The sequence below is a fragment of the Arthrobacter subterraneus genome (assembly GCF_900099735.1).
GTDB classification, from domain to species: Bacteria; Actinomycetota; Actinomycetes; order Actinomycetales; family Micrococcaceae; genus Arthrobacter_D; species Arthrobacter_D subterraneus.
Map to the genome: position 1 here is coordinate 191,715 of NZ_FNDT01000005.1, position 22,392 is coordinate 214,106.

A 22,392-nucleotide genomic window follows, 5' to 3' on the forward strand; every position below is an offset into this window, starting at 1 on the left:
TGCCGTGGTTCAGTCAGCTGAACCACGGCAGGGGCAGCGCTTCGACTTTCTCATCCGGTTCGCAGCCCTGCTCCGGCACAACAAGTACCCCGTCGGCGTCAGCCAGTCCGCGCAGCATGCCCGACCGGTGATGGACCGTGGGCATGGCGCGCCCGTCCTCGGAGCGGTACGGCACCAACCGCGTGCGGCCCGGCAACGGTTTGAACGCTTCTCCGGCAAGAACCGAACGTGATTCGGGAAAAGCTGCTCCGCGCAGGCCTGCAAGGAGCGGCGCACCAACAGTTAGCAGCGCCATCATCGCGGCCAGCGGGTTACCCGGCAGGCCCACGAAGAAACGCCCGTCCGGCAGGTGCGCAAGCAGCGTCGGGTGCCCCGGCCGCATCGCGATGCCGTCGATGATCAGCTCCGCTTCCAGCACCGTCAGGGCACGCCGGATGTGATCGGCGTCGGACGCTCCAGTGCCTCCGGTGCTGATCAGCACATCCCCCGACGCCCGCGCAAGCGACACTTCGTCCATGGCTTCTGCACTAATGGCGGCCACCACGTCATCGAGATCATCCCGAGCCCGCGCGACGGTATCCACATGGCCGCCCAGCATCCCGATGAGGCCAGGCAACTGCGGGCCGAAGGTGTCACGTACCTGACCCGGCTCCGGCAGACCGGATTCAATGACCTCATCCCCGGTCAGCAGAAGGGAGACCCGCGGCGCACGCAGGACGGGAAGCGTGTCATAGCCGCAGACGGCAGCCAGCGCGATCTGGGCGGGATTCAGCACGGAGCCGGCGGCGATCGCCTGGGTTCCTTCGGCTGCTTCCTCCCCGGCGGGCCGGATGTGCTCGTTCTCGGTCGGTTCATCGGGACGCGCCCGCTCGTTGCGGGTCAGGACACCATCCTGTACGGCACCATGCTCGGTGCGGAGGACCCCGGTGGCTCCCGGAGGAACCACACCGCCGGTAAGGATGAAGGTAGCCTGACCAGGCTCGAGCGTCGCGTAACCGGACTTCTTGTGCTCGTGCGCACGGTGCCACGGGCTCTCGTCCTCCTGGACCGGTGTGATCAGCGTCCACGGGGGTTCACCATTCAGTGCCCAGCCATCCATGGCTGAGGACGCGTAATGCGGCATCGGCTGCAGGGCCACAACCGGTTCAGCCAGCGTCTGCCCCAGGGCGTCTGCGAGATTCACGGTCTGTGCGGGCTTGGCGGTGGCCGACTCATACGCCAACCGGCGTGCTTCCTGCCAACTCACCTGGTGTCCCGCGCCGCTCATCGGCGGTCCTCGCTGTCGGGAACAGGTGGGCACGCCGAGCCTGCGGTCTCGAGCGCCGACCGCATGGCGGTGGAACTGTCGGCCTGGCCGATCCCCACCGCCATTCCGGCCGCATACCCGGCGATAAAGGTGGTGAGCGGTGCCGCAGGACGGACCACCGAGTGCGCCGCCTGGCCGGCCAATGCGAGGATGGCGTCGACGTCGATCTCCGTCCCCTCAAGTTCGAACGTTTCCAGGAGCAACTCGCTCCACTGCCTGAGCAGGCGATCCCGATCCTCCATGGTGAACCTCTCGCTTATTTGCCCGCGCCGGGCTCCTCCGCACCGAACTGCAGGGCGTCGGACCACGTGTCAATGTCATTGGTTGAGCCTGCGGGAACTTCAACTGGACTCCATGTCACCCTAGCAAGGAGGGCGCGCATAGAAAGATTCCTTACCTCTTTCTGGTCGACGGCCGCCACGAGGTCCGCCCAGCGGTACAGTGCAGCGAGCGGCTGGTCCCTGCCGCCGTCGTGGGCCAGAACCGACCGGCCGCCGGCACCGGCCCCGGCAACCAGGGCCGGCAGTGCCCGGCTGATATCCGGCATGTCGCAGGCAAGCAGGAGAACCCAGGGCGCCGGGTCGGCACGCAGATGCGCGACGGCGGCACTCACGGCCGCTGCCGGCCCACCGAACGGAGGGTCCTCGCGGATCACCTCGTGCCCGGCAGGGACGTCCGGGGTGGAAGCGCCGACAACCACCAGCCGCCGTGCCGCACCCAGCGACGCACAGGTGCGCGCCAGCAGCGACCGCCCGTCGACCTGGAGAGAGGATTTGGCCACACCCCCCAGGCGGGAGGAGCGTCCGCCGCTCAGCACGACGGCGTCGAACATCAATTCTCCGGCGACCCTGCCGGCGGGAGGCCGGCCGCTCACGCCGCGTTGTCTGCGGGCAGGAACTCGCTCCACTGCGGTGAGGGCTTTTCCAGCTCGCGGATCTGCCAGAAGGATCCACGCGGTGGCTTCGGTGCGAACCTGAGCGTCCATCCCAGCGCGGCGAGGGTCTTGTCTCCCTTGACGTTGTTGCAGCGAAGACAGCAGGCCACAAGGTTCTCCCAGCTGTCTTCTCCCCCGCGGGAACGCGGCATCACATGGTCGATGGTTGAGGCGGTCTTCCCGCAGTACGCGCACAGGTGGTTGTCACGGCGGAGAACTCCACGCCGGGTCGCCACGGAGCCGGAATGATAGGGGATCTTCACATACCTGTTGAGCAGGATGACCGACGGACGGGACAGGACTTCGTTTGGCCCCACCACGGGATCCTCGCCTTCTGCGACCACGCTGGCTTTGCCTGTGAGCACAAGGACAAGCGCCCGGCGGAAGGTCACTACCGCCAGCGGTTCATATCCAGCATTCAGAACGAGAGTGCGCATGCACATTCCTCTTTGCCGTCCATAGCCCAAGGGGTTCGTAGACCCCTGACGCCCCTGAAGCTACAGCGAGGGTACTTCGGATTGACAGTGCAAGAGTAAGCCGTTCCGGCGCTGATTCGTCAATCGCCGCACGGGCTCATGACCATCAGCACAGACAAAAGCGCCCCCTGCCGCACTGGCAGGAGGCGCTTTGTCACTCATGAGGCTGAATCAGCCGCCAACGCGGATGTACACGCCGCCGGAGCCGAGCTCGGCCGGCGCAATAACGGTCTGGTTGCCGTTGAAACCACCGTGGACGGCCTGGCCGCCGCCGATGTACACAGCAATGTGGGCTGCGCCCATACCGCCGTCGGCGTAGTAGATGAGGTCTCCGGGGATAGCCTCGCCCGCGCTGACCGTGCGGCCAAGGGAGAGGTAGCCGGCCGGCCAACCGTGGAAGTTGATGCCTGCCGCGGCGAGGGCGTTGCTGGCAAGACGGGTGCAGTCCTGTGTTACGCCGAGCTGGGCCTTGGCGGCCGCCGCGATGGTCGCTGCTACCCCCGAGGAAACCTCCGGCGCGGCCGGAGCCGGCGCCTCGGCGACAGCCGGCTCCGCAGCGACAGCGACCGTTGCTTCGACTGCTGCTGCGGGCTCGGGTGCTTCGACCTCGGCGACCGGCGCCGCTACCGGCGCGGGCTCGACGGTCTCCGCCAGAGGCTGCACCACAGGGGCGGCCACAACCGGGGCGGCGACAGCCTTCACGGCAGTCTTGTTGAAGGAGATCTCCGCGTCAACCGGCGCCTGGACCGGGGCCTTTGCGGCCTGGACCTCCAGGGTGGTGGTCAGCGTGTTGCGCTCTGTGGGCAGTTCGACCGCATTCGCGGCAACACCGCTGGTCAGGACCAGGCCGGAAGCTGCTGCGATGACGGCTGCCTGGCGGCCTACGCCACCGGCGTTCTCACTGACGGCGCGAGCGATCGAGGAGAGGTGGGCTGAGCGCTGAACTTCGGCGCGGTGGCGTGCGATGGCACGGGTATTCGAGGTCATAAGTGGGAGCTCCAGGTAACGGGTCTTAGCTAACGCGGACGAAGCTGTAGCCAGAGAGATCGGACAGGCTGTGAAGGCCGGTATTCATACCATTCAGGCCACCGCTGATGACCTGACCGTTGCCTACATAGATGGCAACGTGACCACCGGAGACCACGAGGTCACCGGGTGCGGGGGAGGAAACAACTGATCCGAAGGCGAAGAAGTCGCTGGGAGCGATGTCGCCGACGGACTTGCCGATGGAGCGCAGAGCCTTCTCCACCATGGCGGTGCAATCCTGTGCGACTCCGATCTGGGAGTAGGCAGAACCAACCAGTGCTGCGCCGACTCCGCTTGAGGCGGGGGCCTCTGCGGGAGCCTTCACTGCGGCGGCCTCGACCTTGACCTCAGCAGGAGCTGCTGCAACCTCGACCACGGGCTCGGCAACCGGCGCCGGAGCGGCCTCGACTGCTACAGCCTGGACGGCAACCTCGGGAGCGGGAGCGGCTTCAACCACGGGCTGTGCAACCGGGGCTGCTACAGCCTCGACTGCTGCGCGCTCGAAGGTCACGGCTGCATCAGCGGAGGCACTGACGATGGTGGGCTGGGATGCTACTGCGCTGAGCGTCTTGACGGCCTGCGCAGAGCGCTGGGCGTCCTGTGCGCCGTGGGCCGGAAGTCCGGCGGTGAGAACGAGGCCGGAAGCGGCAACGATGACCGCGGCCTGACGTCCTACTGAACCTGCGTTTGAAGATACAGCCTTCGAAATGGCTGCGAGCGAGCTTGTATGAGCCGGAACCGCACGATGGCGTCCCAGCGCAGAGCTGTTTGACACGTTAAATTGCCTCTCCCTACGCCTGCGAGGTGAGCTGTCGGATTCGGATGGGAGTCACCCGGCCGCGGATCGTCTCAGATCCTGCGACTTAACCCCAAGGACTTCTGAAAAGAAGCCCACAATTGGTTCCCCCGCCCCTGCCATGCGATTGTTGCGAACGGACCTCGTGCGGTGGCAGAGCTAGGCGATCTGCACGAGAGTGCCGAACCCCCTGCGATTCGGCACGAGTTAGACGGTACATCAGATTTTGGGGTATGTCACATTCAGATCACGGAACGGTGTGTTCACGGTAACGACGGACCTGAAACCGTTCAGAGCCAGCCCAGCGGATCGACGTTCTCGCCGTCGACCAGGACCTCGAAATGCAGGTGGCAGCCCGTGGAGGCGCCGGTGGACCCCACGCGCGCGATGGCTTCGCCCCGCTCTACAACCTGACCCACGCTGACATCCATCGCGGAAAGGTGGTTGTAGGTGGTTTCCAGTCCGTTGGCGTGCTTGACGACAACGCGGTTGCCGCCACCGAAGGCATGCCAGCCCGCGAACGTCACAGTCCCGGCCGCTGCGGCCTTGACTGCTGTTCCGCAGGCTTCGCTCATGTCCTGGCCGGTGTGGAGCTCTCCCATGCCGGTGATAGGACTGATCCTGGTACCGAAGGGGGAACTCATGGCGGCGCCGTCCAACGGTGCGGACAGGGATCCCCTGGATTCCGCGGCGATGATCCCGCCGTCGGACGCCGAAACAATCTCGACCAGCTTGGCATCGGGATCAAACCTGCCGTGCAGCGCAGCACGGTCGAAAGTGACCTCGGCGTTGGCCGCGGCCTGCACCGGCTCTGCCTGGGCCTGCCCTGCGGCCGCCTGCGCATCGGAGGGCACCACTGCCGCGGTGGTGGGCAGCGCCACGGTCAGCACCATGCCGGAGGCAGCGGCAGCGATGGCAACCTTCTGGCTCAGTCCGGCGAAGGATACGTCACGGCGCGCCGATACTGCCCGACGTCGTCGTTCGATGCGCTGCAGGTCACGGGGGCGCGTGTCGGCCGCGGAAAATGAGCGGGCTCCGTTACCACTGCGGGCCTCGCGCCGCGATAGCGGGGCCGGGGAACAGGCTGCAACCTGCACCGGCGCGGTGATCAGGTCAATTTCGCGAGCCACAGGTGCGGCGGGCGCGGGCACAGCGCGGGCCACAGGTGCGGCGGGCGCGGGCACAGCGCGGGCCACGGATGCGGGTGGTGCGGCGGGCGCGGGCACGGCCCGGAAGACAGGTACGGCGGCCGGGGGTGCGGCGCGGACAGTCGGTGCGGGTACAGCAGGTGCGGCGGCGGCAAGAGATTCCTGGCGTGCAATGCGCTCCGCCCGCTCCCGCCGGTGGGCGTCGCGTGGCCGCGCTTCAGTACCCGGGGTGCTGGCACGGCGGCGCCCCGAAACAGTATTCGACAAAGAGACCCTCTCTCATTTTTCGCCTGCGAAGTTAGCTGTCGGATTCGAGTATGAGAAAACTCGGCTCAGGTACGTGCGCTGTAGCATTCCCCGAACTTCACCCCAAGGCCATGGCGAGCCATGACCGGTAGTGGGTCCTCCGCCCCTGTCCATCTGTTCAGCACTGCGTCCGCTGACAGGGTTAGGCATGCGAACCAGGTAACGCTGAAGTATCAGCGCCAGGTACCAACTATAACGGGATCGGAGTGAAAGTAATCATTTCGTAACCATGCTGTGGATATCCTTCGCCAATCCAGAGACTCCGGCTCTCAGGACGAGGGCTGGACCGCCACGAAGACGTGCGAAGCAACTTCTGGAGGCAGTTCCAGGGCACCCTCAACGCCGGGCACCCGCACTGAGACGTAGTCCCCGACTGCCTGCAGGTTGAGCCGCGCACCCGGGCGGAGGCCGCCTTCATCCATCTGGGTCAGCAGCTCCGGGTCAACCTGGATAGGTTCAGCCAGCCGGACAAGGGTCACGGTAGATCCGGGCGAATAGTTCGCCATCGCTTCTGTCAGCGTGCTCACGCCCAGGGTGAACGCTTCCGGCGGTGAGCCGCCGAGGGCTTCGAGGCCCGGTATGGGGTTGCCGTACGGCGACTGGGTGGGCTGGCCAAGCAGTTCGTAGAGGCGGCGCTCAACCCGCTCGCTCATCACGTGTTCCCACCGGCAGGCCTCATCATGGACATAGGCCCAGTCGAGACCGATAACGTCCGAGAGCAGCCGTTCCGCCAGGCGGTGCTTGCGCATCACTTCGGTGGCCCGCCGGCGGCCGAGCTCGGTCAGCTCAAGGTGGCGGTCCCCTGTCACCACTACCAGTCCGTCGCGTTCCATCCGCCCGATGGTCTGGGAGACCGTGGGCCCGGAGTGGCGCAGCCGCTCAGCGATCCGCGCACGCAGCGCCACGATGTTTTCTTCCTCAAGCTCAAGGATGGTCCGCAGGTACATCTCGGTGGTGTCGATGAGGTCCGTCATGCGGCGTTCAGCTCCTTGGCACTGGTGCAGATTGAGCGTTGATGCAGCGGCTGCATGCCGTCCCTAAGTCAAGACCGCCGTCGTCATCCCTACGCCACACAAGGTTAACCCATATACCTGCGCCGTCTGACGGTTGTCCCTTCGCGGTGGCGCAGGCAGCCGGCGGCGGTCATAATGCGCCGGTGCCGTTCCCGCTGGGGCAGAATGGTTGGCGACCTTCCATCGAACGCAAACGTCCTGGAGTAACCATGAGCAATTCCACCGACATCCGCATCCCCACCGAGTTGTTGCCCCAGGACGGACGCTTCGGCGCAGGTCCTTCCAAGGTCCGTCCGGAGCAGGTGGAGGCGCTCACCCGCGCGGGCCTTACCCTGCTTGGCACCTCCCACCGCCAGGCGCCCGTGAAGAACCTGGTTGGTTCTGTCCGCTCGGGACTGATGGACTTCTTCGGCGCTCCCGACGGCTACGAGGTTATCCTCGGTGTCGGCGGCTCCACCGCATTCTGGGATGTCGCCTCGTTCGGTCTGGTGGAATCGCGGGCGCAGCACCTCTCCTTCGGGGAGTTCGGATCCAAATTCGCCGCTGCTACCTCCCGAGCTCCGTTCCTGGGCGAGTCGACTGTCATCACCTCGGACCCCGGCACGCGCCCTGTCCCTGCAGCCGAGTCCGGCGTCGACTTCTACGCCTGGCCACAGAATGAAACCTCCACCGGCGTGGCGGCTCCGGTGGAGCGCGTCGCAGGAGCGGATGACGGCGCGCTCATCGCCATCGATGCCACCTCCGCGGCGGGCGGTCTCGCCGTGGACGTGTCACAGGCGGACGTCTATTACTTTGCGCCGCAGAAGAACTTCGCGTCCGACGGCGGACTGTGGCTTGGCCTGTTCTCTCCCGCAGCGCTCGAACGGGCGGCCGCGATCAAGGCCTCCAAACGCTGGATCCCCGATTTCCTCGACCTGCAGACGGCGATCGACAACTCCCTGCAGAACCAGACGTACAACACGCCATCGCTGGGCACCATCGTGACGCTCAATGCACAGGTTCAGTGGCTGAATGAGAACGGCGGCCTGAAATTCGCCGCAGAGCGCACCGCCGATTCCGCAGGCCGGGTCTACAGCTGGGCCGAGGCGTCTGCCGTTGCAACGCCCTTTGTGCAGGACCCCGAACACCGCTCCAACGTCATCGCCACGATCGACTTCGATGACTCGGTCGATGCCGCCGCCGTGGCGAAGGTGCTGCGCGCCAACGGGATTGTCGACGTCGAGCCGTACCGGAAGCTTGGCCGCAACCAGCTGCGCATCGCAATGTTCGTGGCGATCGAGCCCTCCGATGTCTCCGCGCTGCTGGAGTGCATCGATTACGTGGTGGAGCGCCTCTAACCATTCCTTTCAGCGGTGTCCCGTGCGGTGGCGGCCAGGGTCAGCCTGAGCCGCCGCGGCGCGGGGTTGAGAGGCGGAGCGTGACGTGGTGGGACCGCCAGACCCAGACCAGACCGGCGACGGCGGCAACCAGCCCGGAGGCAGCCGCCACCACCAGCCCCCACCGGGGGCCGTAGGCGTTGGTCACCCATCCGACAATCGGTGCACCGATCGGGGTGCCGCCGAGGAAGATCGCGAAGTACAGGGCCATGACCCTTCCGCGCATTTCCTGGACCGTGGTTGTCTGTACATAGGCGTTGGCGCTGGTCATCAACGTGAGCGCGAAAAGCCCCACCGGAACAAGCGCGACGCCGAAAAGCCACACTGAGGGAGCCAGCGCTGCGAGGGCACATGCCAGTCCGAAGGCGCCCGCAGCCCCGAACACAAATCGGAGGCGGGGCCGTTCACGGCGCGCTGATAGCAGCGCCCCGGTAACTGAACCGACCGCCATGATGGAGGAAAGCGTTCCGAAGACGCCCGCTCCGGTTCCGAACTCCGTGCGTGCCATCGCTGCGATGTAGACGGCGAAATTCAGGCCCAAGGTGCCGACGACGAAGATCGCGAACATCACCATCACCAGGTCCGGCCGCTGCCGCACGTAGCGGAACCCTGCGCGGATCCGGCCGCGTCCGGGTGCAGACCGGTTCAGGACACGCAGTTCACCCTGCCGGATGGTGGCCAGGACAAAGATCATCGCCCCGAAGGTCACGGCGTTGATCAGGAAGACCCAGCCGGGACCGACTGCCACCGTAAGCAGGCCGGCGACGGCAGGTCCGAACATCCTGGCGCCGTTGAAGGAGGCGCTGTTGAGTGCGACTGCGTTGGGAAGGTATTCGTCCTTCACGAGCTCGGATACGAAGGCCTGGCGCGCCGGTGCGTCGAGGGCCGAGACCAGTCCAAGCGCAAGGGCAAACGCATAGACGTGCCAGAGCTCCGCGAGACTGAGCACCACAAGGATGCCGAGACCGACGCCGAGTGCGGCCATGGCAGCCTGGGTTAAGATCAGCAGTTTGCGGCGGTCCACCGAGTCCGCGATCAGCCCCGCCCAGGGCGCGATGAACAGCTGCGGACCCAGCTGAAGGGCCATCACGATCCCCATGGCCGCGGCGTCCTGGTCCGTCAGGATGTCGTAGACGAGCCAATCCTGTGCGGTGCGCTGCATCCACGTACCCACGTTGGAGATCAGGGCGCCGATGAACCACAGCCGGTAGTTGTGGATACGCAGGGACCGGAACATGCTCATCAGGCAGCCCTCCTTCCTGCGTTACCCACGCCCTTAGGCGACCGGGGATTGATCTCCCGGGGTTTCCGGATCTTCACTTGCGGGAACGTCCGGGGTGCCGTCGTTGTCCGTAGCATCGTCGTCGTCCGGGGCACCGTCGGTCTCCGGAACAGCGGGCGCGTCGGCTTCGCCGTCGGTCTCCGTTCCGCCGTCGGTGTCCGCTCCGCCGTCGGTGTCCGCTCCGCCGTCGGTGTCCGGTCCACTACCCAGTTCCTGGGCACCGTCGGTATCCGGAGCACCGGAAACACCCGGTGCCTGTGCGGTGCCGGCGTCCGCGGTTTCCGTTGCCTCTTCTGCAGCGGTGTCTTCCGGGCGCACGCGCTCGGACCAGGGAACCCAGTCCGGTGCCAGCAGGGCGTCCTCCGAGGGCAGCAATCCCACCTCGCAGACAGTTGCGTCCTTGCCGCGGGGAACCCGCGCGAGGGTCGCGAACCAGTGCCACCCCACGTAGCCGGGAACCTGCGCGGCGAACCGGTGGGTTACCAGCCGTTCCGCCTCGGGAAACGCGCCCAGATGTTCACCTACCGCGGCGTCTCCGGCGATTTCAAGCACACCCCTGCGTGCAGTTTCCACGGCAGCCGCCAGCACTGCGTCAGGTTTGGACGGTTTCCGGACCGCCCGGCGCCTGGCAACCGGAGCCGCAGACTCAGCCGACACCGGCTCGGCCAGCACGGACTCAGCCGGCAGCGGCTCGGCCGGCCCTGTTTCCGTTTGGCTCAGTACGGCTGGTTCCATCGACGCCGGAGATTCAGTCATCGGGTTCAGACGTCCAGATCATCCGCTACGGCGCGCAGCACTGCGGCGACCTTCGCGGCATGCGACTTGTCGGGGTACCGGCCCCGACGCAGACCGTTGGAGACGTCATCGAGCAACCGGATCAGGTCTTCGGTGATGACGGCCATGTCTTCCGCCTTCTTGCGGGTTGCCTTGGCAACCGAAGGCTGGGCATCAAGAATGCGGGCGGACAGGGCCTGGAGACCCTTGCGGCCGTCCGCGACGCCGAACTCGAGCCGGGCGCCGGGCTTGACCTCGGTCACTCCCGCAGGAAGCGCCGAGGCATGGAGGAAGACCTCCTTGCCGTCATCCGTCGCCAGAAAGCCGAAACCCTTTTCAGAGTCGAACCACTTGACCTTGCCGATAGGCACGTAATTACCTCGTTCTCGAACTGCTTTGCGCGCGTGCCGGCTCCGGTTCCATTGGCGGTACCGATCAGAATCGGGAAACCACCGGCCGTCCGGCATGCGCAGGGAAAAAGTCTGCCCTTAAAGGATACCGGCACGGATGCGGGGAATCGGCGCGGAGTGCCCTTGTACGCTAGGAGCATCATGTCGCAGAACTCCTCCTCAGTCCCGGCAGCCGACGACGACGGCGCCGCCACCGGCCGCGACCGCAGCCAGACCACGCCCGCACGGCTTGTCCTCCTGGTTGCCGCTGTTGCCCTCGCCATCATCGGGCTGCTCTCCCTGGGCGCGGTGCTGGTGTCCGCCTGGGCCGGGGCGGACCCGTGGCCGGGCTTCGTGACGGCAGCCTACTTCTGCCTGCCGCTCGGCTTCCTGTTGATGCTGGTCACCGTGGTGGTCAACATCGTGTCTCGCGGGCGCAACTGAGCTCCGACGGAAATCAGGCCCACCCACGGACCGGTCCGTATCCGGACAACTGCGTACAGCGCGGTACGAGTAACGTTAATACGGTGTCCGCCATCCGCGCCCTCGCCGAGGATCTGGCTTCACGCAGTGACGCCGAGCTGCGGAAGCTCATGGCTGCACGCCCGGATGTTGTTCTCCCGCCGGTGCCGGATTTCGCCGCTCTCGCAGCCCGGGCCTCGACCCGCGTCAGCGTGCAGCGGGCCCTCGAAGGACTGAATGCCCCGCAGTTGATGGTTCTTGAGGCGGTGGCGCTGACCACCGACCTCGACGGTCCGGCCGGAAGCACATCGACAACCCTCAAGAGGGCAATCGCTTCAATGACCGCCAAGGCGCTGGAGCCATACCTGAGCCAGCTTCACGGGCTGGCTCTCCTGCGAACCGGACCTGTGGTCAAGAGCCGGCCTTCCTTCTTCCCGCTCGAGACCCTTCATGATGCGCTGGGCCCCTACCCTGCCGGCCTGGGACGCCCGATGGCCGCGCTGGCCCGGCAATACCCAGGGTACGTAGAGCGGATCCGGTCCGGACTTGAGCTGCTCCAGGCCGCCGGTGTGCCTGGTCCGACGGATAACTCCGGCACGGACTCCGATGCCGAGGCGCTGGCGGCCGTACTGGAATCATCCTGGCCCCGCATTCTGGAAACCGCTCCCGAGAGGACCTGGGATCTTGTGCGGAAGCTCTCCGTTTCTCCGGTCGGCTCGGCGAAATCCGGGCCTCCGGGCACGTCGGCGCCGCTCGACTGGCTTCTCGACCGCGGGCTGCTCATCCGGCTCGACGCCAACCATGTTGAGCTCCCCCGGGAAGTGGGCATCGCAGCACGCGGAGGCCTGATCATCCCGTCATTACCCGTATCGCCCCCCGTGCCGCAGCTCACCTCCGTGCGCATCAGCCTTCGGGACAACGCGGCCTTCGGCGCAATCGCGGAGACGTTGCGGATCCTCACCGAGCTTTTGGGCAGCGTGCAGGCATCCCCTGTGGCAACACTGCGCACCGGCGGGGTCGGCGTGAGGGAGATACGCCGGCTTGCTGAGGCGCTGCGGATCGACCGGGCCCAGGTGGGCTGGCTGCTGGAGCTGGCAGCGCTGGCCCGGCTCATTGTGCTGGACCCCGACAGTTCACGCTGGATGGCCGCCGCCGACGGCTCCTGGCATCTGGCCGAACGGGACGAACAGTGGTCACGTCTGGTACGCACCTGGCTGGACTCCGAGAGGGCTCCCTCTCTCGTCGGAGGCCAGCTGTCCACGGGCGGCGCGGTGAACGCTCTGTCCTCGGAGGCGACGCGCACGGACGCGCCTGCTGTCCGTCGTCGTATCCTGTCTGCCGCAACAGCGCTTTCAGCGGAAGCGACGCACGACGACGGCCGGGCCTGTGTCCTTGACGCGCCCTCCCTGATTGAGCGGCTCACGTGGCATCAGCCACGGCTGCGCCGGCGCTTCACCCGGCTGGTACCGGGCATGATCGACGAGATGGGGCACCTCGGCCTCCTGGGCTCCGGCGCCCTGACGGAGCTGGGCGCGGCCATCGCCGGGGACCGGTTCGACGACGCCGAAGCACTCCTCCGCGACGCGCTCCCGGAACCGCTGACCCACTTCATGCTGCAGGCGGACCTCACCGCCGTGGCTCCGGGCTACCTGGAACCGCACGTGGCCCGGGAACTTTCGCTCCTAGCCTCCGCTGAGGGTCAGGGGCCTGCGACCGTATACCGGTTCTCTGCACAGTCCGTTCGCGGGGCGCTTGACGAAGGGCAGGACGCGGCGGGGATCCTGTCCTTCCTTGAGCGCCACTCCGCCACGGAGGTTCCACAACCCCTGCGCTACCTCGTGGAGGACACAGCATCCCGGTACGGTTCTCTGCGCGTCGGTCCCGCCTTCAGCTACGTGCGCAGCGACGACGACGACGCGCTGACTGCCCTTCTGGCCGACCCCGGAGCCGCTGCACTGGGACTGGTCCGTCTCGCTCCAACCGTGGTGGCGGCGCAGGCCACGCCGTCGGAACTCGCGGCGGCACTGCGTGAACTGGGTTACTCTCCGGCGCTGGAAGGAGGAGCCGCTCCACGGCAGGGCGCCCGCGCAGGAACGGGCTCCGCGCCGTCGTCGTCCGCTGTCCGGACCAATCCGTGGGTGCTCACGGAGGATGACGTGGAAGCGCAAATGGGGGTGCTGCGCGGCAGCGCCCGTCCGGGCCCGGGAGCCGGAGCCGAGAGCGAGGCGATGATCGGTCTCGAGACGCTGCGGACGGCCATCCGGACCAAGCGGGCCGTCCGGATGGGCTTCGCTGACAGCGCCGGGAATTCCACCCGGCAGGTCTTCGTTCCACTGTCGGTTCATGCCGGCCGGGTGCGCGTCTTCGACCCGGAGAAGGAAACCGAGCGCGTGATCTCCGTGCATCGGATTATGGATGTCGAAACTGTGGAAGGTGCTTCAACCGATGCCTAACGGGCCGCTGATTGTCCAGAGCGACAAGACCATCCTGCTGGAGGTCGATCATGAGCAGGCCACCGAGGCCCGGCATGCCATCGCCGCCTTCGCTGAGCTGGAGCGCGCGCCCGAGCACGTGCACAGCTACCGTCTCACCCCGCTGGGCCTGTGGAACGCGCGGGCGGCCGGACTGGACGCCGAGCAGGTGCTGGATACCCTGCTGAAGTACTCGCGCTTCCCCGTTCCGCACGCCCTCCTGGTTGATATCGAGGAGACCATGTCGCGTTACGGCCGGCTGCGGCTGGAGAAGGACGCCCAGCATGGACTGGTGCTGCGCACCACCGACTACCCGGTACTCGAGGAAGTGCTGCACGCCAAGAAGATCGAGCCGCTCCTCGGTCCCCGGATCGACGGCGAGACCGTGGTGGTCCATTCGTCGCAGCGCGGGCAGCTGAAGCAGCTGCTGCTGAAGCTCGGGTGGCCGGCTGAGGACCTGGCGGGTTATGTGGACGGGACGCCGCACCCCATCATGCTCAATGAGGACGGCTGGACGCTGCGCCCCTATCAGAAGCTGGCAACGGAGAACTTCTGGGCGGGCGGTTCCGGGGTTGTGGTGCTTCCCTGCGGCGCGGGCAAGACGCTCGTGGGCGCCGCGGCAATGGCCACCAGCTCCACCACCACCCTCATTCTCGTGACCAACACGGTGTCCGCCCGGCAGTGGAAGGATGAACTGCTCAAGCGCACTTCCCTGACGGAGGAGGAGATCGGTGAGTACTCCGGGTCGGTCAAGGAGGTCCGGCCGGTCACCATCGCCACCTACCAGGTGCTGACGCTGCGCCGCGGCGGGCTCTACCCCCACCTCGAGCTGCTCGACGCGAACGACTGGGGCCTCATCGTGTATGACGAGGTGCACCTGCTGCCCGCGCCGATCTTCCGCATGACCGCCGACCTGCAGGCCCGGCGGCGGCTCGGCCTCACTGCCACCCTGGTGCGCGAGGACGGCCGCGAGGGCGAGGTCTTCTCCCTGATCGGCCCCAAGCGCTACGACGCACCGTGGAAGGACATCGAGGCGCAGGGCTACATAGCCCCCGCAGACTGCGTGGAAGTGCGCGTGGATCTACCCCGGGATGAGCGGGTGGCGTACGCCATGGCCGACGACGGCGACAAGTACCGTCTCTGCGCAACCTCGGAGACAAAGACGTCGGTGGTGGAGAAGCTTGTGGCCGCCCACAAGGGCGAGCAGCTGCTGGTGATCGGGCAGTACATCGACCAGCTCGATGAGCTCGGTGCGCGGCTCGATGCCCCCATCATCAAGGGCGAGACCTCCGTGAAGGAGCGCCAGCGCCTGTTCAACGCCTTCCGTGCGGGCGAGCTGAACACGCTCGTCGTGTCGAAGGTGGCGAACTTCTCGATCGACCTGCCGGAAGCGTCGGTTGCCATCCAGGTTTCGGGCTCCTTCGGGTCACGCCAGGAAGAGGCCCAGCGGCTGGGGCGGCTGCTCCGTCCCAAAAGTGACGGCCGGGCAGCACGCTTCTATACCGTCGTCGCACGCGACACGCTGGACCAGGACTTCGCCGCCAAGCGGCAGCGGTTCCTGGCGGAGCAGGGCTACGCCTACACCATCCTGGACGCCGCGGACATACCCACGCCCTGAACCGGGGCGCGGTTGCAAGGCTCACCGCAAACGTCCAGAAAACTCCCAGCTATCGGGAGCAGACTGGGAGTCGTGAATAAATCAGGACCTGAAGCCAAACTGCTTGTAGTCGACGACGAGCCGAATATCCGGGAACTGCTCTCCACCTCACTGCGTTTCGCCGGATTCGAGGTCGTGGCCGCCGCCAACGGACGCGAGGCCCTTGCCGCCGCAGAAGCGCACAACCCTGACCTCGCGGTCCTTGACGTGATGCTTCCGGACATGGACGGCTTCACCGTCACCCGCCGGCTCCGCGCCGCGGGCCGCCATTTCCCTGTGGTCTTCCTGACCGCCCGCGACGACACCGATGACAAGGTCACCGGCCTCACGGTGGGAGGCGACGACTACGTCACCAAGCCCTTCAGCCTCGACGAGGTGGTGGCCCGCATCCGGGCGGTGCTGCGCCGCACGCAACCGCACGACGACGACGGCGCCGTGATCCGCGTCGATGACCTGGAACTGGACGACGACGCCCATGAGGTACGCCGCGGCGGCGAAGTCATTGATCTCTCCCCCACCGAGTTCAAGCTGCTGCGCTACCTGATGATGAACCCCAACCGTGTGCTGTCGAAGGCGCAGATCCTTGACCATGTGTGGGAATACGACTTCAACGGAGACGCCTCGATCGTGGAGTCCTACATCTCCTACCTGCGGCGGAAGATCGACCGGAACCCTGACGCCCCGGCGCTGATCCAGACCAAGCGCGGCGTCGGCTACCTGCTGCGCACCGCCGACAAGCGGTAGCACCATCTCCGTACCCGCTGTGATCCGACGCTGGAAATCCGCATCGCTGCGCACGCAACTGATCGCCATCATGACCCTGCTCATGGTGTTCACGGTCGCCATCACGGGCATCGTGACCATCTCCCTGCTCCGGAGCAGCCTCGTTGTGCAGATGGATCAGGACATCGAGGCGAATGCGCAGTCGGTCACCAACAGCATCGGCACCATGGGCAGCGATACCAGCCAGAACCTGTTCCGGTTCTACGGCGTCTGGCTGGACGGCAACGGGTCCGCCATCCGCTCGACCCATTCCGCCACCGCGGCCGAAATCCCCGAGATCCCGGCCCTGGACCGGGACGACGTTGAAGACCTGGACCAGGAAGGCTTCACGGTTCCAGGCAGCAGGGGTGAGAGTGAGTGGCGGGTCATCGTTTTCCCGCTGCAGGCGGATGACACCTCCGTGGCCGTTGCCACCCGGATGTCCACCGTCAATGACACCGTGTCCGAGGCCGGGCGCATCATCTTCACTGTCGGTCTCTTTTCGATTGCTGCCGCGTCCATCGTGGCCTACCTGGCCGTCACCCGGCAGTTCCGCCCGCTGGGCAGGGTGGAACGGACCGCCGCAGCCATCGCCGCCGGAGACCTCTCGCGCCGCGTCGAGGTGGAGCGCCCCGCGACGGAGGTCGGCAGGCTTTCCCGGTCCCTCAACGCGATGCTCGCGCACATCGAATCCGCGTTCGCCGCCCGGACGGAATCCGAACGCAAAATGCGGCGTTTTGTCGCGGATGCCTCCCATGAACTGCGCACACCGCTGGTCACCATCCGCGGCTTCTCCGAGCTGTACCGTCACGGCGCTCTCCAGAACGACGACGACGTCCGTGCCGCCATGGGACGCATCGAGAGTGAAGCGAAACGCATGGGACAGCTGGTCGAGGATCTGCTCACCCTCGCCCGCATCGATGAGCAGCGGCCGCTGGAGTCCCAGCCTCTTGACCTCCTGGTGTTGGGAAACGACGCCGCTATGGACGCCCGGGCCATCGCACCCGAGCGGACCATCCGGGTGATCGGCCTCGACGGTGGCCCCGCGCGGCATGCCCCGGTGGTCGGTGATGAGGCCCGGTTGCGTCAGGTGGTGGCGAATCTGATGACCAATGCCCTGCGGTATACGCCGGAAGGCTCCCCGATCGAGGTCGCGGTGGGAGTCGCTCCCGTCATCCACGGCAGGAGCGACTCAGTCATTGAGGTGCGTGACCACGGTCCGGGCATCTCCGAGGACGACGCCGCGCGGGTTTTTGAGCGCTTCTACCGGGCTGATTCCTCGCGTTACCGTGAGACCGGCGGCACCGGGCTCGGCCTGGCCATCGTGGCCGCCCTCGTGGCGCAGCATGACGGCAGCGTACGGCTGGAGGAAACCCCCGGAGGCGGCGCCACGCTGTCCATCAGGCTGCCCCACGACGACGGCGGCGCAGCGCCGGCCGGAGACTGACCGGCTGGGCCGGCTCCCTCACGCCACCGACCATCCCTCCACAGCAGACATGTTGCGGGCAGGTTTTCCACATGGCGTTCGAGCGGCTCACCCGGCTCCTGAGCACCTCCTAGCGTAAGAGTCGCGCGGCACCGCCGGCAGGAGAATTTCAGGAGGAAAGAATGACCTACTTCAACGTCAACACTGACACTTTGGCCGCAAAGAGCGCCGACGTGCAGAACACCATCGCGCGGCTGCAGGCGGAGGTGAACGCCATGCAGTCCGGGCTGAGGTCGCTGGAGTCCGAGTGGCAGGGCCAGGCGTCGCAGAACTTCCAGCAGCTGGTGACGGACTGGCGTGCCACACAGGCGCGGGTGGAGGAGTCGCTGGCCGGCATCAACCAGGCCCTCGGCGTCGCCACGGAACAGTACGCACAGGCCGAACTGAGCAACGCCCGGATGTTCCTGCACTAGCCCTACAACACCGCCCAACCCGGAACTTTCGTGCACCTATGGCGGCCTCCGCGCCCGGGATCCCGCCATAGGTGCACGAATCTTCCGGCTTTCACAACATAGAAGGCCGGCCCCCGAGGGGACCGGCCTTCTGTGTTGTCGAGCAGGTAGGGCTGGGAGCCTAGAAGCCGCCCATACCGCCCATGCCGCCCATCTCGTCGCCGCCGCCTGCGGGAGCAGCCTTCTCAGGCTTGTCCGCGACAACAGCTTCGGTGGTGAGGAACAGGCCCGCGATGGAGGCGGCGTTCTGCAGTGCGGAACGGGTCACCTTTACCGGGTCGTTGACGCCGGCAGCAAGCAGGTCCTCGTAGTCGCCGGTTGCGGCGTTGAGTCCGTGGCCTGCGGGCAGGCCGCGGACCTTCTCGATGACAACGCCGGGCTCGAGGCCTGCGTTGAAAGCGATCTGCTTGAGCGGGGCGTCGATGGCGATGCGCACGATGTTTGCACCGGTTGCCTCGTCGCCTTCCAGGTTGAGGTTGGCGAACGCCTTGGCGCCGGCCTGGATCAGGGCCACGCCGCCGCCGGCAACAATGCCCTCTTCAACAGCAGCCTTCGCGTTGCGGACAGCGTCCTCAATGCGGTGCTTGCGCTCCTTGAGTTCAACCTCGGTTGCAGCACCGGCCTTGATGACTGCAACGCCGCCGGCCAGCTTGGCCAGACGTTCCTGCAGCTTCTCGCGGTCGTAGTCGGAGTCGGAGTTCTCGATCTCGGCACGGATCTGTGCAACCCGCCCGGCGATCTCCTCGGCGTTGCCGGCACCTTCGACGATGGTGGTCTCGTCCTTGGTGACAACGACCTTGCGGGCCTGGCCCAGGAGGTCGATGGTGGCGTTCTCGAGCTTGAGGCCAACCTCCTCGGCGATGACCTGGCCACCGGTGAGGATGGCGATGTCAGCGAGCTGGGCCTTGCGGCGGTCGCCGAAGCCCGGAGCCTTGACGGCAACCGACTTGAACGTGCCGCGGATCTTGTTGACCACGAGGGTGGCCAGGGCTTCGCCTTCGATGTCTTCGGCGATGATCAGCAGCGGCTTGCCGGACTGCATGACCTTCTCGAGGACAGCGACGAGATCCTTGACGTTGGAGATCTTGGAGTTGACGATCAGGATGTAGGGGTCTTCGAGGACCGTTTCCTGGCGCTCTGCGTCGGTGACGAAGTAGCCGGAGATGTAGCCCTTGTCGAAGCGCATACCCTCGGTGAGCTCAAGCTCCAGCCCAAAGGTGTTGGACTCCTCGACGGTGATGACGCCTTCCTTGCCCACCTTGTCCAGGGCTTCGGCGATGAGGTCGCCGATCTGCTGGTCGCCGGCGGAGATCGAAGCCGTAGCTGCGATTTCTTCCTTGGTCTCAATTTCCTTCGCGGAGGCGAGGAGTTCGGCGGTGACTGCGTCAACGGCCTTCTCGATGCCGCGCTTGAGGCTCAGCGGGTCGGCGCCGGCAGCTACGTTGCGGAGGCCTTCCTTCACGAGCGCCTGGGCGAGGACGGTTGCGGTGGTGGTTCCGTCACCGGCAACGTCGTCAGTCTTTTTGGCGACTTCCTTGACGAGCTCGGCGCCGATCTTCTCGAACGGATCGTCGAGTTCGATCTCCTTGGCGATGGAAACGCCGTCGTTGGTGATCGTGGGAGCGCCCCACTTCTTCTCAAGGACAACGTTGCGACCGCGGGGGCCCAGCGTTACCTTGACTGCATCAGCGAGGGTGTTCAACCCGCGCTCGAGGCCGCGGCGTGCCTCTTCATCAAAAGAAATGATCTTGGCCATAACGGCGTAGGTCCTTTCGGGACGGTCATGCGTATGCTGCTACCCGCCTGTGATGCCCGCGACGGACGGACGGATCCGGGAGGATCTCTGTACCTCCCGGACCAGCCCTCACCACAGAGGTTGCCTGGTTCACTCTCGGGGTGCCGTCTTAGCAGTCGTCACACCTGAGTGCTAAGTCAATAATTAGCACTCAGACACTGCGAGTGCAAGCTGTTCACCTGAGGGGAAACAACGACGACGGCGCGCCACCCCTTCCGGGGAGACGCGCCGTTGTTCTTCGGCAAACCGTGGGCGGGGTCAGGACGCGAGGCGCACAGCCTCCGCCTGCGGCCCCTTCTGGCCTTCCCCGATCTCGAATTCGACCCGCTGGCCCTCATCGAGTGCGCGATAGCCCTCCATCTCGATCGCAGACCAGTGCACAAAGACATCTGCCCCGCCCTCATCGACAGTGATGAAGCCGTAACCCTTTTCAGCGTTGAACCATTTCACGGTTCCCTGCGCCATGTTGTTCTCCCACTATGTAGATCCCCCGCGTGGCTGGTGATGGCGGGGCTGAAATACATCTAATCCCACATCGCGGGGACAGTGACGGGGAACACAGGGAATGTTATTGATCCTTAACCGGCGTGCTTATTGAAAGCCGGGGCCTACCACAACAGTGATGCCTCCCAATCCGGCTTCGCCCTGCACCGCTCCGATTCCCAGAGCTCCGGCAAGCGCTTCGGCGGTAGACCGCTGTTCTTCACCGTTATAGAGGACGATCGAACCCTGCAGCGGCTGACCGGACCAGTTGCCGATCTGGGTAACATTCCAGCCTTCGGACTGAAGGCGACCGGCCGCTGTGCTGGCCAGCCCACTGACGCTTGTCGCATTCAATACGGCAACCGGCTGCGTCCGGTCCGCGGCGGCGGCAGGCTCGGTAGTGTCCGTCACCGGTTCCTCGGCAGGTGTTGTTTCCTCGCTGGGGGTTGGCTCTGGGCCGGGTGAAGCGGGAGGTGCGGACGCCGTGGGATTGGCCGTGGGATCGGATTCCTCGCTGGGCGTGGCGCTCGCTGCGTCGTCGGCGGTGATCGAGGGCATCGGCGCCGAACTGCTGGTCTCGGGTGTGACACTGGAGGCCTGGCCGAGTCCCAGCCGGGGAAACAGGAAGTACGCAACCAGGCCGACCGCGAGCACAAGCATGCCCGCGATGACTTTCAGCACCAGGCCGCTTGAACGCGGAGGCACGAGCCGTTCGCGGTGCACTCCCTGCCTCGCGGCGGATTCCGGCACCTGGTCGAATTCGTCGCGGGGGTATTGGGTCATCTGCCGGGGAGTCCTTGGGTTGGGGTTGCGGAAAAACTAGACGTCGACGCCGAGTCGGCGCGCGGAACGGGCGCGCTGGCGGGTCGTACGTAGTCTACGCAATCTCTTCACGAGCATCGGATCGTGGGCGAGGGCCGCTTCGGTATCGATCAGCGCGTTGAGGATCTGGTAGTAGTGCGTCGCGGAGAGATCGAACATCTCACGGATGGCCTGCTCCTTGGCGCCCGAATACTTCCACCACTGGCGCTCCAGTTCGAGCATGCGCTGTTCGCGCTCCCCCAAAGCCGGCTCCCGCGTCTGTGCGGCACCATTCTGATCTGCCTGCGCTGCCGAGCCCTGCATACCCACGACACACCGTCCAATCCACCGTTTCCGCGGTATCAACTTCGTCCATGGTAGTGGCGAATCACATGCTTGTCATTTACCCGCCACCTAACCCTCTGCCCGTGCCGGCACGCAAGAATAGAGACATGCACGACGACGGCACCCCCACCCTGCCCCTGCCACCGCCTGCCGGGGAACCGATCCCGTTCGCTGCGCCTGCGGCGCTCCATGAGGTGATGGCACCTGACTGGGCTGCGGCGCTTCGCCCGGTACAGTCCGAGGTCCACGAGCTGGCCCGCGTCCTCGCCACGGAACAGCAGCGCGGGGTGCAGTTGCTGCCGCAGCCGGAATCCATCCTGCGCGCCTTCACCTACCCGCTGGGCCACGTCAAGGTTCTGATCGTGGGCCAGGATCCCTACCCCACGCCCGGCCACTCCGTAGGCCTTGCCTTCTCTGTGACGCGTCAGACGCGGCTCCCCCGCAGCCTTGCCAACATCTACAGGGAGCTTGAGGCAGATCTGGGCGCCCCCGCGCCCGCCCACGGCGATCTCTCCCCCTGGGCCGAGGAGGGAGTCCTCCTGCTGAACCGGACCCTTACGGTGCGTGCCGGAGAAACCGGCTCGCACCGTGCACTGGGGTGGAACGCTGTCACCGACGCCGCCGTGCGGGCACTGGTGGGCCGCAACCAGCCGCTGGTCGCGATCCTCTGGGGCCGTGAAGCCCAGCAGTTGAAGCCGCTGCTGGGGTCCACGCCCCTGATCGAGTCTCCCCACCCCAGCCCGCTCTCGGCCTCACGCGGGTTCTTCGGGTCGCGGCCCTTCTCCAGGGCCAATGACCTCCTCCGGAGGCAGGGCGCCGAACCGGTGGACTGGCTGCGCAGCTGACTGTCCG

23 protein-coding genes and 2 riboswitches are annotated in these 22,392 nt (G+C 66.2%); of the genes, 8 read left to right on the plus strand and 15 right to left on the minus strand.

The genetic code is table 11. The features are described from left to right. Nucleotides 1-13: 13 nt before the first annotated feature. The 8 genes from BLS52_RS08195 to BLS52_RS08230 form a co-directional block, all read right to left on the minus strand. A complete protein-coding gene (locus BLS52_RS08195) occupies nt 14-1,267 on the minus strand; it encodes a molybdopterin molybdotransferase MoeA (protein WP_090585805.1) in 1,254 nt (417 codons plus the stop codon). Next, the gene (locus BLS52_RS08200; RefSeq protein WP_090585807.1) at nt 1,264-1,548 is read right to left on the minus strand and encodes a DUF6457 domain-containing protein; all 285 of its coding nucleotides are present in this window, start codon (nt 1,546-1,548) and stop codon (nt 1,264-1,266) included. The genes BLS52_RS08195 and BLS52_RS08200 overlap by 4 nt, the downstream gene beginning before the upstream one ends. A 14-nt stretch (nt 1,549-1,562) precedes the next feature. Further along, on the minus strand, nt 1,563-2,180 hold the full coding sequence (gene mobA / locus BLS52_RS08205; protein WP_245702758.1) for a molybdenum cofactor guanylyltransferase: 618 nt from the start codon (nt 2,178-2,180) through the stop codon (nt 1,563-1,565). Beyond that, nucleotides 2,177-2,677: an HNH endonuclease gene (locus tag BLS52_RS08210; RefSeq protein WP_090585809.1), complete on the minus strand. Its 501-nt coding sequence runs from the start codon at nt 2,675-2,677 to the stop codon at nt 2,177-2,179. The genes mobA and BLS52_RS08210 overlap by 4 nt, the downstream gene beginning before the upstream one ends. 210 nt (nt 2,678-2,887) lie before the next feature. After that, entirely contained in the window at nt 2,888-3,703 is an 816-nt protein-coding gene (locus BLS52_RS08215) for an NlpC/P60 family protein (protein WP_026544667.1), read from the minus strand. A 25-nt stretch (nt 3,704-3,728) separates the two neighbouring features. After that, nucleotides 3,729-4,517, minus strand: coding sequence for an NlpC/P60 family protein (locus BLS52_RS08220; RefSeq protein WP_090585810.1), 789 nt, complete (start codon nt 4,515-4,517; stop codon nt 3,729-3,731). Between the two features lie 5 nt (nt 4,518-4,522). After that, nucleotides 4,523-4,683: riboswitch (cyclic di-AMP (ydaO/yuaA leader) on the minus strand. A gap of 145 nt (nt 4,684-4,828) precedes the next feature. After that, a complete protein-coding gene (locus tag BLS52_RS18785) occupies nt 4,829-5,953 on the minus strand; it encodes a M23 family metallopeptidase (protein ID WP_245702759.1) in 1,125 nt (374 codons plus the stop codon). Between the two features lie 4 nt (nt 5,954-5,957). Then, nucleotides 5,958-6,126: riboswitch (cyclic di-AMP (ydaO/yuaA leader) on the minus strand. A gap of 135 nt (nt 6,127-6,261) precedes the next feature. Continuing rightward, the gene (locus tag BLS52_RS08230) at nt 6,262-6,966 is read right to left on the minus strand and encodes an iron-dependent transcriptional repressor DtxR (protein WP_026544670.1); all 705 of its coding nucleotides are present in this window, start codon (nt 6,964-6,966) and stop codon (nt 6,262-6,264) included. A 248-nt stretch (nt 6,967-7,214) separates the two neighbouring features. Here BLS52_RS08230 and serC point away from each other — a divergent pair, with 248 nt between their 5' ends. Beyond that, nucleotides 7,215-8,342, plus strand: coding sequence for a phosphoserine transaminase (serC, locus tag BLS52_RS08235; protein ID WP_090585813.1), 1,128 nt, complete (start codon nt 7,215-7,217; stop codon nt 8,340-8,342). Between the two features lie 40 nt (nt 8,343-8,382). Here the strand turns inward: serC and BLS52_RS08240 are convergent, their stop codons facing one another. The 3 genes from BLS52_RS08240 to BLS52_RS08250 are packed head-to-tail and all read right to left on the minus strand — an operon-like array spanning nt 8,383 to nt 10,808. Then, a complete protein-coding gene (locus BLS52_RS08240; protein ID WP_090585815.1) occupies nt 8,383-9,624 on the minus strand; it encodes an MFS transporter in 1,242 nt (413 codons plus the stop codon). Nucleotides 9,625-9,657: 33 nt separating this feature from the next. Continuing rightward, nucleotides 9,658-10,419: a DUF3027 domain-containing protein gene (locus BLS52_RS18670; RefSeq protein WP_245702760.1), complete on the minus strand. Its 762-nt coding sequence runs from the start codon at nt 10,417-10,419 to the stop codon at nt 9,658-9,660. Between the two features lie 5 nt (nt 10,420-10,424). Then, on the minus strand, nt 10,425-10,808 hold the full coding sequence (locus tag BLS52_RS08250; RefSeq protein WP_026544672.1) for a cold-shock protein: 384 nt from the start codon (nt 10,806-10,808) through the stop codon (nt 10,425-10,427). Between the two features lie 180 nt (nt 10,809-10,988). Between BLS52_RS08250 and BLS52_RS08255 the strand changes: the two genes are divergently transcribed. The 6 genes from BLS52_RS08255 (at nt 10,989) to BLS52_RS08280 (ending at nt 18,077) form a co-directional block, all read left to right on the plus strand. Further along, entirely contained in the window at nt 10,989-11,270 is a 282-nt protein-coding gene (locus BLS52_RS08255) for a hypothetical protein (RefSeq protein ID WP_090585819.1), read from the plus strand. 83 nt (nt 11,271-11,353) lie between these two features. Further along, complete coding sequence (locus tag BLS52_RS08260) at nt 11,354-13,741, plus strand: helicase-associated domain-containing protein (protein WP_090585822.1); 2,388 nt, start codon at nt 11,354-11,356, stop codon at nt 13,739-13,741. Beyond that, nucleotides 13,734-15,377, plus strand: coding sequence for a DNA repair helicase XPB (locus BLS52_RS08265; protein WP_090585824.1), 1,644 nt, complete (start codon nt 13,734-13,736; stop codon nt 15,375-15,377). Before BLS52_RS08260 ends, BLS52_RS08265 begins: the two co-directional genes overlap by 8 nt. Nucleotides 15,378-15,449: 72 nt before the next feature. Next, nucleotides 15,450-16,160: a response regulator transcription factor gene (locus tag BLS52_RS08270; protein WP_026544676.1), complete on the plus strand. Its 711-nt coding sequence runs from the start codon at nt 15,450-15,452 to the stop codon at nt 16,158-16,160. A 19-nt stretch (nt 16,161-16,179) separates the two neighbouring features. Continuing rightward, the gene (locus tag BLS52_RS08275) at nt 16,180-17,625 is read left to right on the plus strand and encodes a sensor histidine kinase (protein ID WP_026544677.1); all 1,446 of its coding nucleotides are present in this window, start codon (nt 16,180-16,182) and stop codon (nt 17,623-17,625) included. A 161-nt stretch (nt 17,626-17,786) separates the two neighbouring features. Next, complete coding sequence (locus tag BLS52_RS08280) at nt 17,787-18,077, plus strand: WXG100 family type VII secretion target (protein ID WP_026544678.1); 291 nt, start codon at nt 17,787-17,789, stop codon at nt 18,075-18,077. A gap of 160 nt (nt 18,078-18,237) precedes the next feature. On the opposite strand, the gene groL is transcribed toward BLS52_RS08280, so the two are convergent. From groL to BLS52_RS08300, 4 genes are all read right to left on the minus strand, one after another. Beyond that, the gene (groL, locus tag BLS52_RS08285) at nt 18,238-19,872 is read right to left on the minus strand and encodes a chaperonin GroEL (RefSeq protein ID WP_026544679.1); all 1,635 of its coding nucleotides are present in this window, start codon (nt 19,870-19,872) and stop codon (nt 18,238-18,240) included. 297 nt (nt 19,873-20,169) lie between these two features. Continuing rightward, nucleotides 20,170-20,376 (minus strand): cold-shock protein, encoded by a 207-nt coding sequence (locus BLS52_RS08290; protein WP_090585827.1) that lies wholly within the window; start codon nt 20,374-20,376, stop codon nt 20,170-20,172. A 126-nt stretch (nt 20,377-20,502) separates the two neighbouring features. Continuing rightward, on the minus strand, nt 20,503-21,177 hold the full coding sequence (locus BLS52_RS08295) for a LytR C-terminal domain-containing protein (RefSeq protein ID WP_090585828.1): 675 nt from the start codon (nt 21,175-21,177) through the stop codon (nt 20,503-20,505). Nucleotides 21,178-21,213: 36 nt separating this feature from the next. Then, nucleotides 21,214-21,519, minus strand: a complete 306-nt coding sequence (locus BLS52_RS08300) for a DUF3263 domain-containing protein (protein ID WP_035778202.1) — start codon at nt 21,517-21,519, stop codon at nt 21,214-21,216. 104 nt (nt 21,520-21,623) lie between these two features. Here BLS52_RS08300 and BLS52_RS08305 point away from each other — a divergent pair, with 104 nt between their 5' ends. Then, the gene (locus tag BLS52_RS08305) at nt 21,624-22,385 is read left to right on the plus strand and encodes a uracil-DNA glycosylase (RefSeq protein WP_281241693.1); all 762 of its coding nucleotides are present in this window, start codon (nt 21,624-21,626) and stop codon (nt 22,383-22,385) included. Nucleotides 22,386-22,392: the final 7 nt, after the last annotated feature.

Bases quoted from the DNA above. Each gene is read 5' to 3' on its own strand.
- serC (WP_090585813.1), top strand. From the start codon at position 7,215: ATGAGCAATTCCACCGACATCCGCATCCCCACCGAGTTGTTGCCCCAG.
- BLS52_RS08215 (WP_026544667.1), bottom strand. From the start codon at position 3,703: ATGACCTCGAATACCCGTGCCATCGCACGCCACCGCGCCGAAGTTCAG.
- BLS52_RS08230 (WP_026544670.1), bottom strand. From the start codon at position 6,966: ATGACGGACCTCATCGACACCACCGAGATGTACCTGCGGACCATCCTT.
- BLS52_RS08255 (WP_090585819.1), top strand. From the start codon at position 10,989: ATGTCGCAGAACTCCTCCTCAGTCCCGGCAGCCGACGACGACGGCGCC.
- BLS52_RS18670 (WP_245702760.1), bottom strand. From the start codon at position 10,419: ATGACTGAATCTCCGGCGTCGATGGAACCAGCCGTACTGAGCCAAACG.
- BLS52_RS08290 (WP_090585827.1), bottom strand. From the start codon at position 20,376: ATGGCGCAGGGAACCGTGAAATGGTTCAACGCTGAAAAGGGTTACGGC.
- BLS52_RS08200 (WP_090585807.1), bottom strand. From the start codon at position 1,548: ATGGAGGATCGGGATCGCCTGCTCAGGCAGTGGAGCGAGTTGCTCCTG.
- BLS52_RS08300 (WP_035778202.1), bottom strand. From the start codon at position 21,519: ATGCAGGGCTCGGCAGCGCAGGCAGATCAGAATGGTGCCGCACAGACG.
- BLS52_RS08240 (WP_090585815.1), bottom strand. From the start codon at position 9,624: ATGAGCATGTTCCGGTCCCTGCGTATCCACAACTACCGGCTGTGGTTC.
- BLS52_RS08295 (WP_090585828.1), bottom strand. From the start codon at position 21,177: ATGACCCAATACCCCCGCGACGAATTCGACCAGGTGCCGGAATCCGCC.
- BLS52_RS08195 (WP_090585805.1), bottom strand. From the start codon at position 1,267: ATGAGCGGCGCGGGACACCAGGTGAGTTGGCAGGAAGCACGCCGGTTG.
- BLS52_RS08265 (WP_090585824.1), top strand. From the start codon at position 13,734: ATGCCTAACGGGCCGCTGATTGTCCAGAGCGACAAGACCATCCTGCTG.
- BLS52_RS08280 (WP_026544678.1), top strand. From the start codon at position 17,787: ATGACCTACTTCAACGTCAACACTGACACTTTGGCCGCAAAGAGCGCC.
- groL (WP_026544679.1), bottom strand. From the start codon at position 19,872: ATGGCCAAGATCATTTCTTTTGATGAAGAGGCACGCCGCGGCCTCGAG.
- BLS52_RS08210 (WP_090585809.1), bottom strand. From the start codon at position 2,677: ATGCGCACTCTCGTTCTGAATGCTGGATATGAACCGCTGGCGGTAGTG.